Origin of the sequence: Pseudomonas sp. R76, assembly GCF_009834565.1 — a bacterium.
Taxonomy (GTDB): domain Bacteria; phylum Pseudomonadota; class Gammaproteobacteria; order Pseudomonadales; family Pseudomonadaceae; genus Aquipseudomonas.
Genome location: NZ_CP019428.1, coordinates 6,277,365 through 6,292,664 on the forward strand (window position 1 = coordinate 6,277,365; position 15,300 = coordinate 6,292,664).

General features: G+C 58.9%; 15 protein-coding genes. 6 read left to right on the forward strand and 9 right to left on the reverse strand.

Annotated features, from left to right (window positions below):
- Positions 1 to 296 precede the first annotated feature (296 nt).
- The gene (locus tag PspR76_RS28455) at positions 297 to 962 is read left to right on the forward strand and encodes a polysaccharide lyase family 7 protein (protein ID WP_159960533.1); all 666 of its coding nucleotides are present in this window, start codon (positions 297 to 299) and stop codon (positions 960 to 962) included.
- A 47-nt stretch (positions 963 to 1,009) separates the two neighbouring features.
- Here the strand turns inward: PspR76_RS28455 and PspR76_RS28460 are convergent, their stop codons facing one another.
- Complete coding sequence (locus PspR76_RS28460) at positions 1,010 to 1,408, reverse strand: hypothetical protein (RefSeq protein WP_442966732.1); 399 nt, start codon at positions 1,406 to 1,408, stop codon at positions 1,010 to 1,012.
- 648 nt (positions 1,409 to 2,056) lie between these two features.
- On the opposite strand from PspR76_RS28460, the gene PspR76_RS28465 reads away from it, so the two are divergent.
- A complete protein-coding gene (locus tag PspR76_RS28465; RefSeq protein ID WP_159960535.1) occupies positions 2,057 to 2,350 on the forward strand; it encodes a fructose-bisphosphate aldolase in 294 nt (97 codons plus the stop codon).
- A 52-nt stretch (positions 2,351 to 2,402) separates the two neighbouring features.
- Here PspR76_RS28465 and PspR76_RS28470 read toward each other — a convergent pair whose 3' ends face one another.
- From PspR76_RS28470 to tkt, 8 genes are all read right to left on the reverse strand, one after another.
- The gene (locus tag PspR76_RS28470) at positions 2,403 to 3,674 is read right to left on the reverse strand and encodes a type II toxin-antitoxin system HipA family toxin (protein ID WP_159960537.1); all 1,272 of its coding nucleotides are present in this window, start codon (positions 3,672 to 3,674) and stop codon (positions 2,403 to 2,405) included.
- Entirely contained in the window at positions 3,667 to 3,930 is a 264-nt protein-coding gene (locus PspR76_RS28475) for a helix-turn-helix transcriptional regulator (RefSeq protein ID WP_237235702.1), read from the reverse strand. The genes PspR76_RS28470 and PspR76_RS28475 overlap by 8 nt, the downstream gene beginning before the upstream one ends.
- 129 nt (positions 3,931 to 4,059) lie before the next feature.
- A complete protein-coding gene (gene fba, locus PspR76_RS28480) occupies positions 4,060 to 5,124 on the reverse strand; it encodes a class II fructose-bisphosphate aldolase (RefSeq protein ID WP_003177554.1) in 1,065 nt (354 codons plus the stop codon).
- A 277-nt stretch (positions 5,125 to 5,401) separates the two neighbouring features.
- Positions 5,402 to 5,734, reverse strand: a complete 333-nt coding sequence (locus PspR76_RS28485; RefSeq protein WP_119737525.1) for an MliC family protein — start codon at positions 5,732 to 5,734, stop codon at positions 5,402 to 5,404.
- Positions 5,735 to 5,795: 61 nt separating this feature from the next.
- Entirely contained in the window at positions 5,796 to 6,023 is a 228-nt protein-coding gene (locus PspR76_RS28490) for a hypothetical protein (RefSeq protein WP_159960539.1), read from the reverse strand.
- A gap of 29 nt (positions 6,024 to 6,052) precedes the next feature.
- Entirely contained in the window at positions 6,053 to 7,216 is a 1,164-nt protein-coding gene (locus PspR76_RS28495) for a phosphoglycerate kinase (RefSeq protein WP_159960540.1), read from the reverse strand.
- 17 nt (positions 7,217 to 7,233) lie between these two features.
- Positions 7,234 to 8,289: an erythrose-4-phosphate dehydrogenase gene (epd, locus tag PspR76_RS28500; protein ID WP_159960542.1), complete on the reverse strand. Its 1,056-nt coding sequence runs from the start codon at positions 8,287 to 8,289 to the stop codon at positions 7,234 to 7,236.
- A 167-nt stretch (positions 8,290 to 8,456) separates the two neighbouring features.
- Positions 8,457 to 10,454, reverse strand: coding sequence for a transketolase (gene tkt, locus PspR76_RS28505; RefSeq protein WP_159960544.1), 1,998 nt, complete (start codon positions 10,452 to 10,454; stop codon positions 8,457 to 8,459).
- Between the two features lie 259 nt (positions 10,455 to 10,713).
- On the opposite strand from tkt, the gene PspR76_RS28510 reads away from it, so the two are divergent.
- The 4 genes from PspR76_RS28510 (at position 10,714) to ligB (ending at position 15,245) form a co-directional block, all read left to right on the forward strand.
- Positions 10,714 to 11,709 (forward strand): ArsR/SmtB family transcription factor, encoded by a 996-nt coding sequence (locus tag PspR76_RS28510; RefSeq protein WP_159960546.1) that lies wholly within the window; start codon positions 10,714 to 10,716, stop codon positions 11,707 to 11,709.
- Positions 11,710 to 11,728: 19 nt separating this feature from the next.
- Positions 11,729 to 12,919, forward strand: coding sequence for a methionine adenosyltransferase (gene metK, locus PspR76_RS28515; protein WP_159960548.1), 1,191 nt, complete (start codon positions 11,729 to 11,731; stop codon positions 12,917 to 12,919).
- A gap of 218 nt (positions 12,920 to 13,137) precedes the next feature.
- Entirely contained in the window at positions 13,138 to 13,485 is a 348-nt protein-coding gene (locus PspR76_RS28520; protein WP_159960550.1) for a DUF1090 family protein, read from the forward strand.
- 95 nt (positions 13,486 to 13,580) lie between these two features.
- Positions 13,581 to 15,245, forward strand: coding sequence for an NAD-dependent DNA ligase LigB (gene ligB / locus PspR76_RS28525; protein ID WP_159960552.1), 1,665 nt, complete (start codon positions 13,581 to 13,583; stop codon positions 15,243 to 15,245).
- Positions 15,246 to 15,300 lie beyond the last annotated feature (55 nt).

The following is a 15,300-nucleotide window of genomic DNA, read 5'->3' on the forward strand; positions in this document are numbered from 1 at the left end:
TTGAGGGGCTGTACCGGTCACTTCTGATAAAAAACCCGGACAAACACTGAGGCCTCACTCTAGCCCCGGTTCTAAAAAAGCAGAAGTGACGTGGGTGCCATCATTGCGCCAAAGCCCAGGAAGCCGACTAACGGTCAAGCCCTACAACCCACGGCTCATGGGAAACATGGCTTTTTGGCATTCCTCTGACGCCAATAAATCGCCAGCAATTGTTTAACAACCCGACGATCACCGCCTATAAAGAACCTGTGAGGCCCACGGGCCAACGCTTTCACCCTCTGTAAAAGGCCAACACCATGATCGACCTTTCCACCTGGAACCTGAGCATTCCGGTCGGCTCGCCGCCCGCGACCATCGACACGCCGAAACTGCTTAGCGGCTTCAAGGACCAATATTTCCAGGCCGAAGGCAGCAACGTGCAATTCTGGACACCGGTGACCGGCACGCGCACCGAAAACGCCGTCTACCCGCGCAGCGAATTGCGCGAAACCTACGCCGATGGGCGTTTGCGCAACTGGACCTATACCGACGCCGACAACTTTTTGCGTGCCACGCTGGCCGTTAACCAAGTGCCCTCCAGCGGCAAAGTGGTCATCGGCCAGATTCACGCCTATGACAGCCAGAAACCGCTGATCAAACTCGAGTACCAATTCAAGGAAAAGACCCAGACCGGCAACATCGTCGCCAAAGTGCGCATGCGCCCGGATGAAGATGAAGGCCGCGTGATTATCGTCGCCTCCAATGTGCCGCTGGAGAAGAGCTTTACGTACGTGATCAACCTCAACAAGGCCGGATTGCTGAGCGTCGAGGCGGCTGACGGGCAGTGGAATGAGCGCATTGGTGCCGCGTGGGGCGCCAAGCCTTTGTACTTCAAGGCGGGGGCGTATGTGCAGGACAACAGTGGCAATAGCAAGGAAGGCGCGCGGGTGACGTTTGCGAAGTTGGATATTGATCACGAGTAATGCTTGAGAGAAGCCCCGGCAATACCGGGGCTTCTGAGTAATATTATTTATTCAACACACATCAACATGAAACCCATCGACGAATCACCCGCCGGTTTATTATCGCCCACCTTAAGTGTCAATACATTCACGTAGTTAATTGCCGGCAGACTGCCCAACTTCGCATGGCCATAGAAGATATGATCATTGGAGCTTACATCGGTTACCGAGACATTACAGAAACGCGGCGGCTGTTTAAACACGCCGGGAACAAAGCGGACTTTGTACTCCGAGAAGTAATCAGGCTGCGCCGTTAACTTCACCTCTTTCAGCCACTGGGGCGATTGCGCAATGACCTGGCCTTTATTATCAACAGACGCGGTGAATATCCGGCTATCCGCGTAGGCAAAAGACCCCGTTGCCGCCAACACCAGAACAGCGCCAACGATTTTAATAAAATTCATCATCAATTCTCCATCATTGAATAGCATCAAGGCCCGAACCTTAAATGATTCGATGACGATAAAAGCGCACTTTCAATGACGCATGACTAAAACAGAAAAACTGGAGAAACAAAGAGAAAACAACATATTCCTTCCCGGAAACTTCCGATTGTGAATACGGGGGCCTTTCGATTTGTAGGCAATGTCCGATTAGCTAAAGGACAATTCACCGGTTAATCCAAATACTCACCCCCCTCACTATTCCCTGTGGGAGCCGGGCTTGCCCGCGATGGCGGTGGTTCAGCCATTATTTGCGTTAACTGACACACCGCTATCGCGGGCAAGCCCGGCTCCCACAGGGGTTAGGCTTTGGCAGAAGGTCCAGTGGTCGTCCTACGCAGCCGTTGCGGCCGGCCAGATCGGCGCTTATAGTTCGCCCCGTCGCTGGCATTGACCGGCGATAGGGTTTCGCAGCCCTACAGAGTTAATTCCGCACCCGTCAAAACTGCCCTGGCGCTCCTGCCAACGGCCGTCTTGTTATGGCGGCTGTGCGTGGGAGACCTTCGGGTCTGCCGGGTCTTAACTCCTCGGTCTGCGAACCCGCGTACAGCTGCCACCCAATTTGTTTCGCAGCAAACGGTGGTCATTCTTCTCTCGAGTTAAGGATTCACCATGACCCAACAACTACCACCCCGCCGCTTCACCCCATGCACCGAAACCGCCACCGATTACCCCGTGCTATTAATCGACAGCGACGCCCCACTGCTCGACCTCCACGCCTGCCTGCGCGAACGCCTAAACGCAGCCCTTGAACACCTCAACCTGATCGCCTGCTCCAGCTTGCCGGACTTCGCCGAGCGCGACTTGAATAACATAGCCAACACCGCGCGCATTCTGGTGCAGGACGTGAGCGATGTGTTTCGTGTCATCGAACACCGTGGTTTCGATAAGCCTGACGCTGCCTGATTAAATCCAAGCCAGAAAAAAGCCCGCATCGCTGCGGGCTTTTCGTAGGCTCTTAAGGCGCACGTGTTACCACTGGCTTTCGCCGCATACCCGACGCAACAGAGTCATGCAGCGCCATCGTACGGCCCGCGTCCCATTCTTTCTGCATCGTTGTAAACAGTTCAACGTCAATTCGTACTTGATGAGCGCGTAGTGCCTCAGACATGGCGTCGCTGATTCGCTCAATAATCATCCCTGGGTTTGCCACACCGCAGTGCTTGCGGCCAAATTCGATCAGTTGCTGACGATCCGGATAGGCCTTCACCTTGTTCATCTTGATAGCCAAGGTGCGGTCGACCAGTGACTGACCAGACTTGGGATTGTAATTCTCGTACACGGTAGTGGTCGTCACGTCGAATACAGGGGCCAACTGCACGGTTTCAGGGGCTCCAGGGTGGGTATAGAGCACACCGAAATTTTTCAGGTGGGCATCGCCATTGCGCACCATGACCGACAAGCAAACGTATGAGAAAAAACGTTCAAGCTCACGCAGCACATCGCCGTGCCGGCAAACTTCGTTGATTACCGCAGCAAGCGTTTCGTAGCTTTGGGAGTATTTGTAGTTATCGTGAGGGTCTTTGTTCAGCCCCAACAACACCGCCATATCCTCAAAACCCAACCTGCCAGATTCAGTCAGATCAAAGCGCTCCATGACAAAGAGATCGCCCCTTTCAGACAGCCAGAAACGCGGCGTTTCCAAGCCGGCGAGGCGAGCAGCTTCCAAACAGAGAAACTCATTCTGAGCCAAGTGAGCATATTCATCAGCGCCGGACTTCACGATCAAGTCGGAGCTGAGCATCGTTTTACGATGGCCTGTCAGCTTATCCAGGTCAGGCACCAACACCTTCGGCTGCACCCCGGAAATACCTGACTCGAAATAGGTCTCGACGAGGAAATCGAATACGCCCTGTGAGGTATCCGCAGACAGAATTTCCTGTAACCCGACCTGCGCCTTCACTGGCGCAGAAGCCTCAATGGGGTTCTCGTAACTCAGTCGACCAATCTGGTTGCCGCCGATGATCGACAGCAAGCGCATTTCGTCCACTTGCATGTGCTTGGCCATACGACGCTTAATCTGATCAGCCAGGAAGCCCTCCGGCACATTCATATCAAAAATCGGATGCAATACGTTGCTGACCACTGGCGTCGGGTCATATGGAATCACCAGTGACACTTCGCGGGAAGCCTGCGCAGAGGCGTAAGCAAACGAAAACTGTGAGCCCCTGGACAGTTCGCCGGCCATGCCTTGAGGCGTAGTGATGTTGAGTAACTTGATTTTACTCATCGTGCTCGACCAGTTCGGCAAGGGATTTAAGGTCGATTCGCCGGTCAACGACTTCCAGCGCCATGCCAAGGGCGCTGATAACCCTGAAGACGGTATACATAGCGACGTTTTCCCCCGCCTCAAGATCAATGATCGTCTTGCGACTGCATCGAGCTTTTTCCGCGAGCTGTTGCTGGCTAAATTTCTTGGCTCGGCGCAGCTGTTTGAGCCGCTCGCCAAATGAAGGGGGATTGGTGATCAGCAAAATGTCACCCATATAGGACTTTTTAACAAATTTATTCGATTATGTCCGCTATGACGGACATTTCAAATAACCTTACGTCGACTCATTCACAGCCACAAAAAAGCCCGCATCACTGCGGGCTTTTGTTTAAACGCCTGAGGTTCAGTTCACCTTAGCGTTCAACTCGCCTTTCAGGTAACGCTGATACATCGCTTCCAACGAGATCGGCTTGATCTTCGAAGCATTACCGGCAGTACCAAAGGCTTCGTAACGTGCGATGCACACGTCACGCATGGCGGTTACGGTGGCGCCGAAGAATTTACGCGGGTCAAATTCGCTCGGGTTGGTGGCCATCAGGCGACGCATGGCGCCGGTGGATGCCAAACGCAGGTCGGTGTCGATGTTGACCTTGCGCACGCCGTACTTGATGCCTTCGACGATTTCTTCAACCGGCACGCCGTAGGTTTCTTTGATGTCGCCGCCGTATTGGTTGATGATCGCCAGCCACTCTTGTGGCACCGAGGAAGAACCGTGCATCACCAGGTGGGTGTTCGGGATGCGTTTGTGGATTTCCTTGATGCGGTCGATGGCCAGCACGTCGCCGGTAGGCGGCTTGGTGAACTTGTAGGCGCCGTGGCTGGTGCCGATGGCGATGGCCAGGGCGTCAACTTGGGTCTTCTTGACGAAGTCGGCGGCTTCTTCCGGGTCGGTCAGCATTTGGCTGTGATCCAGCACGCCTTCGGCGCCGATGCCGTCTTCTTCGCCGGCCATACCGGTTTCCAGCGAACCCAGGCAGCCCAGCTCGCCTTCAACCGAAACGCCGCAGGCGTGAGCCATGGCCACGGTTTGTTGGGTCACGCGTACGTTGTATTCGTAGTCGGTTGGGGTCTTGCCGTCTTCGCCGAGGGAGCCGTCCATCATCACCGAGCTGAAGCCCAGTTGGATGGAGCGCTGGCACACGTCAGGGCTGGTGCCGTGGTCCTGGTGCATGCACACCGGGATGTGCGGGAATTCTTCGATCGCAGCGAGGATCAGGTGACGCAGGAATGGCGCGCCGGCGTATTTGCGGGCACCGGCCGAAGCCTGGACGATCACTGGGGAGTCGGTCTTGTCAGCGGCTTCCATGATGGCGCGCATCTGCTCAAGGTTGTTGACGTTAAAGGCTGGGACGCCGTAGCCGAACTCGGCTGCGTGGTCCAGCATTTGACGCATGCTGATAAGTGCCATTGTGTTGTCTCTCCCGATCGTGGGTCGTTAATCGTGCAAGCCTGCCGTAGCGGCGGCTGCTATTCAAGTTATTGCAGGCCATGGGGTTAAGGCTTGGCCTGCTGAATCGTTATTGCTGGAGTGGCCGTGTGCTCACGCCACTGAAAAAGCCGATCAATGTGGGAGCTGGCTTGCCTGCGATTGGGGCAGATCAGACAACATTTGTTTTGCAGGCCCACCGCAATCGCAGGCAAGCCAGCTCCCACATTTAGATCTCATTTATCTTGAGATCGTGTTCTTACTGGGCTTTGCAGCCTCGCCCGATCAAATCATCGGTGGCTACCCAGTAGATCAGGCCTTCCTCACCTTTTTGATGAAACGCCAGCTGGTCATTGCTGTACAGCACGCCCGAGGCAGCGACGTCCTGTTTAAGGCGATAAACCTGGTCCGAACCGCCGAGGCGTACATCTACTTCGGAGCGGGCCTGGTTGGCAAAGCGCCAGTTGACCTCGGCCTTGCTGTCGCAGGTCCAGGTGGTCCACTTGTCGGCAGGCTCTGCCTTGTTGAACATGTTCATGCTGCTGCAACCGGCCAATAGAGCCAGGGCTGCCAGGGCGAAAACGCCTTTCATTGCCAATCCTCGAACGACGGCCCAAGGGCCGCCACTGCTGTCGGTTAGTTGATCAGACCCGTCAGGGGCAACCCTGTTCCTGACCGTTGGGCGCGGCGTCGTATTTCTCCAACCGCTCATTGCCGATGCGCTTGTTGATCACCGGCATGGTTTCGGCTTGCCAGTCAGCCTGGTAGCAGCTCTTTTTTTGCCCCGGCGCAGGCTCTGCGGCCACAGGTTTAGCGCTTGGCGTGCTGCCGCAGCCGGCCAACAGGCCCGCAGCGATCACCAGTGCCAACGACTTGATCATGGGAAGACTCCTTTTCCGGATCACGAGCCTTAGCCTTTGGCTCGGGTTTCCAGCACTTCAACGGCCGGCAGCACTTTGCCCTCGACGAATTCGAGGAATGCGCCGCCACCGGTAGAAATGTAGGAGATCTGGTCAGCAACGCCATATTTATCGATGGCCGCCAAGGTATCGCCACCGCCGGCGATGGAGAATGCCGAGCTTTCAGCGATGGCGTGGGTCAGTACTTTGGTGCCGTTGCCGAACTGGTCGAACTCGAACACGCCAACCGGGCCGTTCCACAGAATGGTCTTGGACGACTTCAGCAGCTCGGCGAAGTTGGCTGCGGTTTGCGGGCCGATGTCCAGGATCATGTCGTCAGCCGCCACATCAGCGATGAGCTTGACGGTGGCTTCGGCGCTTTCAGCGAATTCCTTGGCAACCACCACATCCACCGGCAGCGGCACGCTGACTTTGGCAGCGATGGCGCGGGCGGTGTCGAGCAGGTCCGGCTCGTACAGCGACTTGCCCACTGGGTGCCCGGCTGCGGCCAGGAAAGTGTTGGCAATGCCGCCGCCGACGATCAGCTGGTTGCAGATCTGGCTGAGGCTGTTGAGCACGTCCAGCTTGGTGGAAACCTTGGAGCCGGCAACGATGGCAGCCATTGGTTGGGCCGGAGCGCCCAGGGCCTTGCCCAGTGCGTCCAATTCAGCGGCCAGCAATGGGCCGGCTGCGGCGACTTTGGCGAACTTGGCCACGCCGTGGGTCGAACCTTCGGCGCGGTGCGCAGTACCGAAAGCGTCCATCACGAACACATCGCACAGGGCCGCGTATTGCTGGGCCAACTCGTCGCTGTTCTTTTTCTCGCCTTTGTTGAAGCGCACGTTTTCGAACAACACGATGTCGCCGGCCTTCACGTCAACGCCGCCCAGGTAGTCAGCCACCAGCGGCACGTCACGGCCCAGGGCTTTGCTGAGGTATTCGGCTACAGGCTTGAGGCTGTTTTCGGCGGAGAACTCACCTTCGGTCGGGCGACCCAGGTGGGAGCAGACCATCACGGCCGCACCTTTTTCCAGGGCCAGCTTGATGGTCGGCAGCGAAGCCAGGATTCGCGCATCGCTGGTGACAACACCGTCCTTGACTGGGACGTTGAGGTCTTCGCGGATCAGCACGCGCTTACCTTGCAGATCGAGGTCGGTCATCTTCAACACGGTCATGGGTCGCAGTTCCTGAGTTACTGTTGAGGTTGTTTAGAGGCGATGTGCAGATAATGTTCCGCAACATCCAGCATTCGGTTGGCAAACCCCCATTCGTTGTCGAACCAAGCCAGGATGTTCACCAGCCGTGGGCCGGAAACGCGGGTCTGGCTGGCATCGACAATCGCCGAATGCGGGTCATGGTTGAAATCACAACTGGCGTGCGGCAACTCGGTGTAGGCCAAAAGGCCCTTGAGCGGGCCGCTGGTGGCGGCGTCGCGCAATATCCGGTTGACCTCAGTGGCATCGGTGTCGCTGACGGTTTGCATGGTGATGTCCAGGCAGGACACGTTCACCGTCGGTACCCGTACGGCTTTGGCCTGAATTCGCCCGGCAAGTTCCGGTAACAATCTTTCGATGCCACGCGCCAGGCCGGTAGACACCGGAATCACCGACTGGAACGCCGAGCGGGTGCGGCGCAGGTCTTCATGGTGATAGGCGTCGATCACCGGCTGGTCGTTCATCGCCGAGTGAATCGTGGTGATCGACACGTAATCCAGGCCAATCGCCTGATCCAGCAGGCGCAACAGCGGCACGCTGCAGTTGGTGGTGCAGGACGCGTTGGACACCAGCAGCTCGTTGCCGGTCAGGCAGTCCTGGTTGATGCCGTAGACGATGGTGGCGTCGACATCCGCCTCGCTGGCCATCGGCTGGGAAAACAGCACACGCGGCGCGCCGGCGTCGAGAAAACGCTGGCCATCGGCACGGGTGTGGTAGACACCCGAACATTCCAGCACCAGGTCGACGCCCAATGCTTTCCAGTCGATGCCCTCGGGGGTGGCACTGCGCAAGACCTGCACGCAGTTGCCATTGATATGCAGACAGTCGCCTTCGACCCGCACTTCGCCAGGGAAGCGGCCGTGGGTGGAGTCAAAGCGTGTCAGGTATTCGATGCTGGCCATATCGGCCAAATCATTGATCGCGACAATTTCAAACCCGGCCGCCGCCCCTCGCTCGAACAGAGCACGCAAGACGCAACGACCAATGCGGCCGTAGCCGTTGAGTGCAACTTTGTAGGGACGCGGTTGGGGCATGGGGTTCTCGATTACCTTGGGTAATGGGGTGGCTGTTAGACCGCTTTCGCGAGCAAGCCCGCTCCCACATTTGGAATGGGTTCACAATTCAAACTATGTGAACCCGATCTAATGTGGGAGCGGGCTTGCTCGCGAAGGGGCCAGCACAGCCACCTCAATTTACAGCCTTAGTCTTCCAGCAGCTCTTCAGCCTGACCCAGGATGTTTTCCAGGGTGAAACCGAACTCTTCGAACAACGCTGGCGCCGGCGCCGACTCACCGTAGGTGGTCATGCCGATCACGCGGCCTTCCAGGCCCACGTACTTGTACCAGTAGTCGGCGTGAGCCGCCTCGATGGCGATACGCGCGCTGACCTGCAAAGGCAGCACCGATTGCTTGTAGCCGGCGTCCTGGGCTTCGAACACGCTGGTGCACGGCATGGACACAACACGTACGTTGCGGCCTTGGGCGGTCAGCTTGTCGTACGCCTGAACAGTCAGGCCCACTTCGGAACCGGTGGAGATCAGGATCAGCTCCGGCTCGCCAATGCAGTCTTTCAGCACATAACCGCCACGGCTGATGTCGGCGATCTGCGCGTCGGTACGCACTTGGTGCTGCAGGTTCTGACGCGAGAAGATCAGCGCCGAAGGGCCGTCCTTACGCTCGATGGCGTGCTTCCAGGCCACTGCGGATTCGACCGCGTCGGCTGGGCGCCAGCAATCCAGGTTCGGCGTGGTACGCAGGCTGGTCAGTTGCTCGACCGGCTGGTGCGTCGGGCCGTCTTCGCCCAGGCCGATGGAGTCGTGGGTGTACACATGAATCACGCGCTTCTTCATCAGCGCGGCCATGCGTACCGCGTTACGGGCGTATTCCATGAACATCAGGAAGGTCGCGCCGTAAGGCACCAGGCCGCCGTGCAGGGACACGCCGTTCATGATGGCGCTCATGCCGAACTCGCGCACGCCGTAGTACATGTAGTTGCCGCTGGCGTCTTCAGCCGAGACACCTTTGCAACCTTTCCACAGAGTCAGGTTGGAACCTGCCAGGTCAGCCGAACCGCCGAGTATTTCCGGCAGCAACGGGCCGAAGGCGTTCAGGGTGTTCTGGCTGGCTTTACGGCTGGCGATGGTCTCGCCCTTGGCCGCGACTTCGGCGATGTAGGCCGAGGCTTTTTCCGAGAAGTCGGCAGGCAGGTCACCGGCCAGGCGGCGTACCAGCTCGTTGGCAAGCGCAGGGAATTCGGCGGAGTAGGCAGCGAAACGCTGGTCCCACTCGGCTTCGGTCGCCAGGCCTTTTTCCTTGGCGCTCCACTCGGCGTAGATGTCGGCAGGGATTTCGAACGGGCCGTGGTTCCACTTCAGCGCTTCGCGGGTCAAGGCGATTTCCGCGTCACCCAATGGGGCGCCGTGGCAGTCTTCTTTACCTTGCTTGTTCGGCGAGCCGAAACCGATGGTGGTCTTGCAGCAGATCAGGGTCGGCTGCTCGCTCTTGCGGGCGGTGTCGATGGCGGTCTTGATCTCTTCCGGATCGTGGCCGTCGACGTTGCGGATGACTTGCCAGTTGTAGGCTTCAAAACGCTTGGGGGTGTCGTCGGTGAACCAGCCTTCGACTTCGCCGTCGATGGAGATGCCGTTGTCATCGTAGAAGGCAATCAGCTTGCCCAGGCCCAGAGTACCGGCCAGGGAAGCGACTTCGTGGGAAATGCCTTCCATCATGCAGCCATCACCCAGGAACACGTAGGTGTGGTGATCGACGATGTTGTGGCCAGGACGGTTGAACTGCGCGCCCAGCACTTTTTCAGCCAGCGCGAAGCCGACAGCGTTGGCCAGGCCTTGGCCCAGGGGACCGGTGGTGGTCTCGACGCCTGGGGTGTAGCCGAATTCAGGGTGGCCCGGCGTGCGGCTGTGCAGCTGGCGGAAGCTCTTGAGGTCATCAATGGTGACGTCGTAGCCGGTCAGGTGCAGCAGCGAGTAGATCAGCATCGAGCCGTGGCCGTTGGACAGCACGAAGCGGTCACGGTCGGCGAACGACGGGTTGCTTGGGTTGTGCTTCAGGTAGTCACGCCAAAGTACCTCGGCGATATCCGCCATGCCCATCGGGGCACCGGGATGGCCGCTGTTGGCTTTTTGCACGGCATCCATGCTGAGGGCACGAATGGCGTTGGCACGCTCACGACGGCTGGGCATCGCTGATCTCCTGGGGTTTGAGAAAAAGAAACGGAAAAAAGGACCGGCATTTTCCCTCAGCCACCGCCTGCGGGCAATGACAGATAGTCACTTGACGGTGTTTTTCCTGCGGTTTGGCCGGCAATCGCTTGCAGAAAAGCGCCACTGCTTCGTCTAAAGGTTATAGCGGCTGCTTATAACCACCGATTATCGACCAATATCAAAACTTTTTGATATTGACCTTGCGGTGATTTCCACCCGTCACTAGACTGCTGGCCTTATGAACCTATCTGCGCCCACCTTGCGTCCCGACGACGGCGATGAACTGGCAGCCTTGTGCAAGGCCGCGGGTGATCCGTTGCGCCTGAACGTATTACGCGCGCTGTCCAACGATTCTTTCGGCGTGCTGGAGCTGGCGCAAATCTTCGCCATCGGCCAGTCCGGCATGAGCCACCACCTCAAGGTCCTGTCCCAGGCCGACCTGGTAGCCACACGCCGTGAAGGCAACGCGATTTTTTACCGCCGCGCCCTGCCCCACACCGAGTTGCTTGGCGGCAAGCTGCACGCCGCGCTGCTTGAAGAGGTGGACGGTTTGGGGTTGCCCAGCGATGTGCAGTCGCGCATCGCCCAGGTCCACGGGCAACGCGCTGCGGCCAGCCAGGACTTTTTCTCACGGGTTGCCGAGAAGTTTCGCGCCCAACAGGACCTGATCGCCGGCTTGCCCCAATACCGCGAAAGCGTACTGGCGCTGTTGGACAAGCTGGTCTTCAGTGATGAGGCGACGGCGTTGGAAGTCGGCCCTGGCGACGGCGGTTTCCTGCCGGAACTGGCGCGCCGCTTTGCCCAGGTCACGGCGCTGGACAACAGCCCGGCGATGCTTGAATTGGCGCGCCAGCTCTGCGAGCGCGAAGCGTTGAGCAACGTCAGCCTGCAGCTGGCCGACGCGTTGAATGACACAAACCTGCGGGCCGACTGCGTGGTGCTGAACATGGTCTTGCACCATTTTGCCGCCCCCGCCGACGCCCTCAAGCAGATGGCAAATTTGCTGCAACCCGGCGGTAGCCTGCTGGTCACAGATTTATGCAGCCACAACCAGAGTTGGGCCAAGGAGGCCTGCGGTGATCTCTGGCTGGGGTTTGAACAGGACGATCTGGCCCGTTGGGCCACCGCTGCGGGACTCGTTCCCGGGGAAAGCCTCTATGTAGGTTTACGTAATGGTTTCCAGATTCAGGTCCGCCATTTTCAGCGGCCGGCTGGCGACACTCACCATCGGTAAATATCAGGAAAACATCGAGATGAGCGAATACTCCCTTTTCACCTCCGAGTCCGTGTCTGAAGGGCATCCGGACAAAATCGCCGACCAGATTTCTGATGCGGTGCTGGACGCCATCATTGCTGAAGACAAGTTCGCCCGTGTGGCGTGCGAGACTCTGGTGAAAACGGGCGTGGCGATCATCGCCGGCGAAGTGACCACCACGGCCTGGGTCGACCTGGAACAGATCGTCCGCGACGTGATCACCAAGATTGGCTACAACAGCTCCGACGTCGGCTTCGACGGCGCGACCTGCGGCGTGATGAACATCATCGGCAAGCAGTCGCCCGACATCAACCAAGGTGTAGACCGTGCCAAGCCTGAAGATCAGGGCGCCGGCGACCAAGGCCTGATGTTCGGCTATGCCAGCAACGAAACCGACGTGCTGATGCCGGCACCGATCACCTTCTCGCACCAACTGGTGCAGCGTCAGGCCGAAGCGCGTAAATCGGGGGCCTTGCCATGGCTGCGCCCGGACGCCAAGTCCCAGGTGACCTGCCGCTACGAAGGCGGCAAAGTCGTCGGTATCGACGCCGTCGTGCTGTCGACCCAGCACAACCCGGATGTGTCCTACGCCGACCTGCGCGAAGGCGTGATGGAGCTGATCGTCAAGCACGTGCTGCCTGCCGAACTGCTGACCAAGGACACCCAGTTCCACATCAACCCGACCGGCCAGTTCATCATCGGCGGCCCGGTGGGCGACTGCGGCCTGACCGGTCGCAAGATCATCGTCGACAGCTACGGCGGCATGGCCCGTCACGGCGGTGGCGCGTTCTCCGGCAAAGACCCGTCCAAGGTTGACCGCTCGGCGGCCTACGCCGGTCGTTACGTGGCCAAGAACATCGTCGCGGCCGGCCTGGCCGAGCGTTGCGAAATCCAGGTGTCCTACGCTATCGGCGTGGCCCAGCCTACGTCGATCTCGCTGAATACCTTCGGTACCGGCAAGATCAGCGATGACAAGATCGTCAAGCTGGTGCGTGAGATCTTCGACCTGCGCCCTTACGCGATCACCACCATGCTCGACCTGCTGCACCCGATGTACCAGGAAACCGCAGCCTACGGCCACTTCGGTCGTACCCCTGCACAGAAGACCGTCGGTAACGACACCTTCACCACGTTCACCTGGGAAAAAACCGACCGCGCCAACGACCTGCGCACTGCTGCCGGCCTGTAAGCACGCGTCACACCAAAAGCCCCGCCGGGTTCGCCCGGCGGGGCTTTTTATTGTCGAATGATTTGCGGAGGGCGCTTACATTTTTGGATCCAATGCTTGCAGGCCAAATGATGGCCCTCTAGAATCCGCGCCCTCTCGGGCCCTTCACCTTACTTGGATATTGCCCTGCGCCAGCCCGGGATACATAAGCGCGCAGGCAATCGAACATTGAGGTTTTCATGCGCATTTCCACGCTCGCCCCTGCCGCCCTTCTGCTCAGCCTGTTGGCCCTGCCTGCCCACGCCGCCGACCTGAGCGCCCTGGGTGGTGCCCTGAGCTCCCAACTGAGCGGCACTTCCGGCAATTGCCAGCAGCAAGCCAAAGACCTGCAAGCCAAGATCGATGCTGCCGAGGCTGCCAACGACACGCTGAAAGTGAAAGCCTTTAAAGCGGCGCAGGACCAGGTCAACAAAGGTTGCAACAAATTGGCTGAGTCCCAGGCCAAAGTCGACGCCAAGCAGCAAACGCAGGAAGCCAAGGCTGATAAGAACGACCCAGTGAAAGCCTTGGGCGGTCTGTTCAAGTAAGCAGAAACACCCGGTAAAAAGCCCCGCGCCGTCGGGGCTTTTTTGTGGCGGTGTGGATCATTTAGGCTGGGCACCCTTTCCGAGCAAGGATGCTCATGATGCGGTTACTGATTGTTCTTTTACTCAGCGCCCTGCCTTTTTCAGTGTGGGCTGAAGATTGCCCCGAGGACGCTCGATCACAGGTCAGCACCCTCGCTGAACAGATCAAGCTGTGGGATGACAGCTATCATCGACTCGGCCAATCCCCCGTCAGTGATGAGCTCTACGATCAAGCCCGACTGCGCCTGGCGCACTGGCGAGAATGCTTTGCCCAACCCGCGCCAGCGGCGGATAACCCACTGGCCACCGCGCGGGGCACGCAGGCCCACCCGATCGCTCATACCGGCCTGGAAAAGCTGCTGGACGAACAGGCTGTCGATGACTGGCTCAAGACCCGCCAAGACGTGTGGATTCAACCCAAAGTCGACGGTGTTGCGGTGACATTGGTGTATCGCAAGGGCAAGTTGAGCCAACTCATCAGCCGGGGCAACGGCCTGCTCGGCCAGGATTGGTCGACTGCCGCGCGCCAAATCCCCGGCATCGTCCAGCAACTGCCTGACCCCATCGACCTGGTGCTGCAAGGCGAACTCTATTGGCGCCTCGACGATCATGTGCAGTCAACCGACGGCGGGGTGAATGCACGCAGCAAAGTGGCCGGGCTGATGCACCGCCGACAGCTGAGCAACACCGAGGCGGCCGGCATCGGCTTGTTTGTCTGGGCCTGGCCTGACGGCCCGGCTGACTTTACCGAGCGCCTGGCGAGACTGGCACGATGGGGCTTCACCGACAGCAGCCGCTACAGCCAGTCGATCCGAAACATCGCTGACGCCGCACACTGGCGCACCTACTGGTACAACCAACCTTTGCCCTTCGCCAGCGATGGCGTGGTGTTGCACCAAGCGTCGCGCGCGCCAGCCAAACGCTGGCAAGTCAGCGCGCCTTACTGGGCGGTCGCCTGGAAGTACCCGGCCGCCAAGGCACTGGCGCTGGTGCGCAAGGTTCAATTCAAAATCGGCCGCACCGGGCGCATTACCCCGATCCTGGAGCTGGAGCCGGTGCGACTGGACGATCGACACATCAGTCGTGTCAGCGTCGGCTCCCTGAAACGCTGGCATGCGCTGGATATCCGGCCCGGTGACCAGGTGTCCATCACCCTGGCCGGCCAAGTGATCCCTCGACTGGACCAAGTGATTCTGCGCAACGAGACAAGGGTGCCGGTGCAAGTACCCAACCCTCGAGACTTTCATTCCTTGAGCTGCTTTCAGCTGGCCCCCGACTGCGAGGAGCAACTGCTCGCTCGCCTGACCTGGCTGAGCGGTAACCAGGGTTTGGCCTTGCCGCACGTAGGGCGCGAAACGTGGAACATATTGATCCAGGCCGGTCTAATCGCAGGCTTTCTCGATTGGTTGACCCTGGATGCGGCAGAGCTTGCTAACATTGATGGCTTCGGTGATCGCAGCCGTGCGCGATTGCTCGAGAGCATTCAAAGCGCACGGCAACGGCCTTTTGCACAATGGCTCAAAGCCTTGGGCTTACCGCCTTCAGCACGCAACGATCTGGATGGCGGCTGGCACAGCCTGGCTGCCAAAGACACCCAGGCCTGGCTGGCTACCGACGGCATCGGCGCGGGCCGCGCGGCGCAACTGAGCGCTTTTTTTCGCGACCCGCAGGTACAAGCATTGGCTGAAACATTACGTGTGGCGGGAATCGACGGGTTTTGAACCCGGCTCGCCACCTTTAACCCCGGCAGAATTCATCCTGCCATTTGATTGCGAC

Excerpts from the sequence above, each read along its gene's own strand:
- PspR76_RS28455 (WP_159960533.1), top strand. The coding sequence starts at position 297 with ATGATCGACCTTTCCACCTGGAACCTGAGCATTCCGGTCGGCTCGCCG.
- PspR76_RS28460 (WP_442966732.1), bottom strand. The coding sequence starts at position 1,408 with ATGATGAATTTTATTAAAATCGTTGGCGCTGTTCTGGTGTTGGCGGCA.
- PspR76_RS28465 (WP_159960535.1), top strand. The coding sequence starts at position 2,057 with ATGACCCAACAACTACCACCCCGCCGCTTCACCCCATGCACCGAAACC.
- PspR76_RS28470 (WP_159960537.1), bottom strand. The coding sequence starts at position 3,674 with ATGAGTAAAATCAAGTTACTCAACATCACTACGCCTCAAGGCATGGCC.
- PspR76_RS28475 (WP_237235702.1), bottom strand. The coding sequence starts at position 3,930 with ATGGGTGACATTTTGCTGATCACCAATCCCCCTTCATTTGGCGAGCGG.
- fba (WP_003177554.1), bottom strand. The coding sequence starts at position 5,124 with ATGGCACTTATCAGCATGCGTCAAATGCTGGACCACGCAGCCGAGTTC.
- PspR76_RS28485 (WP_119737525.1), bottom strand. The coding sequence starts at position 5,734 with ATGAAAGGCGTTTTCGCCCTGGCAGCCCTGGCTCTATTGGCCGGTTGC.
- PspR76_RS28490 (WP_159960539.1), bottom strand. The coding sequence starts at position 6,023 with ATGATCAAGTCGTTGGCACTGGTGATCGCTGCGGGCCTGTTGGCCGGC.
- PspR76_RS28495 (WP_159960540.1), bottom strand. The coding sequence starts at position 7,216 with ATGACCGTGTTGAAGATGACCGACCTCGATCTGCAAGGTAAGCGCGTG.
- epd (WP_159960542.1), bottom strand. The coding sequence starts at position 8,289 with ATGCCCCAACCGCGTCCCTACAAAGTTGCACTCAACGGCTACGGCCGC.
- tkt (WP_159960544.1), bottom strand. The coding sequence starts at position 10,454 with ATGCCCAGCCGTCGTGAGCGTGCCAACGCCATTCGTGCCCTCAGCATG.
- PspR76_RS28510 (WP_159960546.1), top strand. The coding sequence starts at position 10,714 with ATGAACCTATCTGCGCCCACCTTGCGTCCCGACGACGGCGATGAACTG.
- metK (WP_159960548.1), top strand. The coding sequence starts at position 11,729 with ATGAGCGAATACTCCCTTTTCACCTCCGAGTCCGTGTCTGAAGGGCAT.
- PspR76_RS28520 (WP_159960550.1), top strand. The coding sequence starts at position 13,138 with ATGCGCATTTCCACGCTCGCCCCTGCCGCCCTTCTGCTCAGCCTGTTG.
- ligB (WP_159960552.1), top strand. The coding sequence starts at position 13,581 with ATGATGCGGTTACTGATTGTTCTTTTACTCAGCGCCCTGCCTTTTTCA.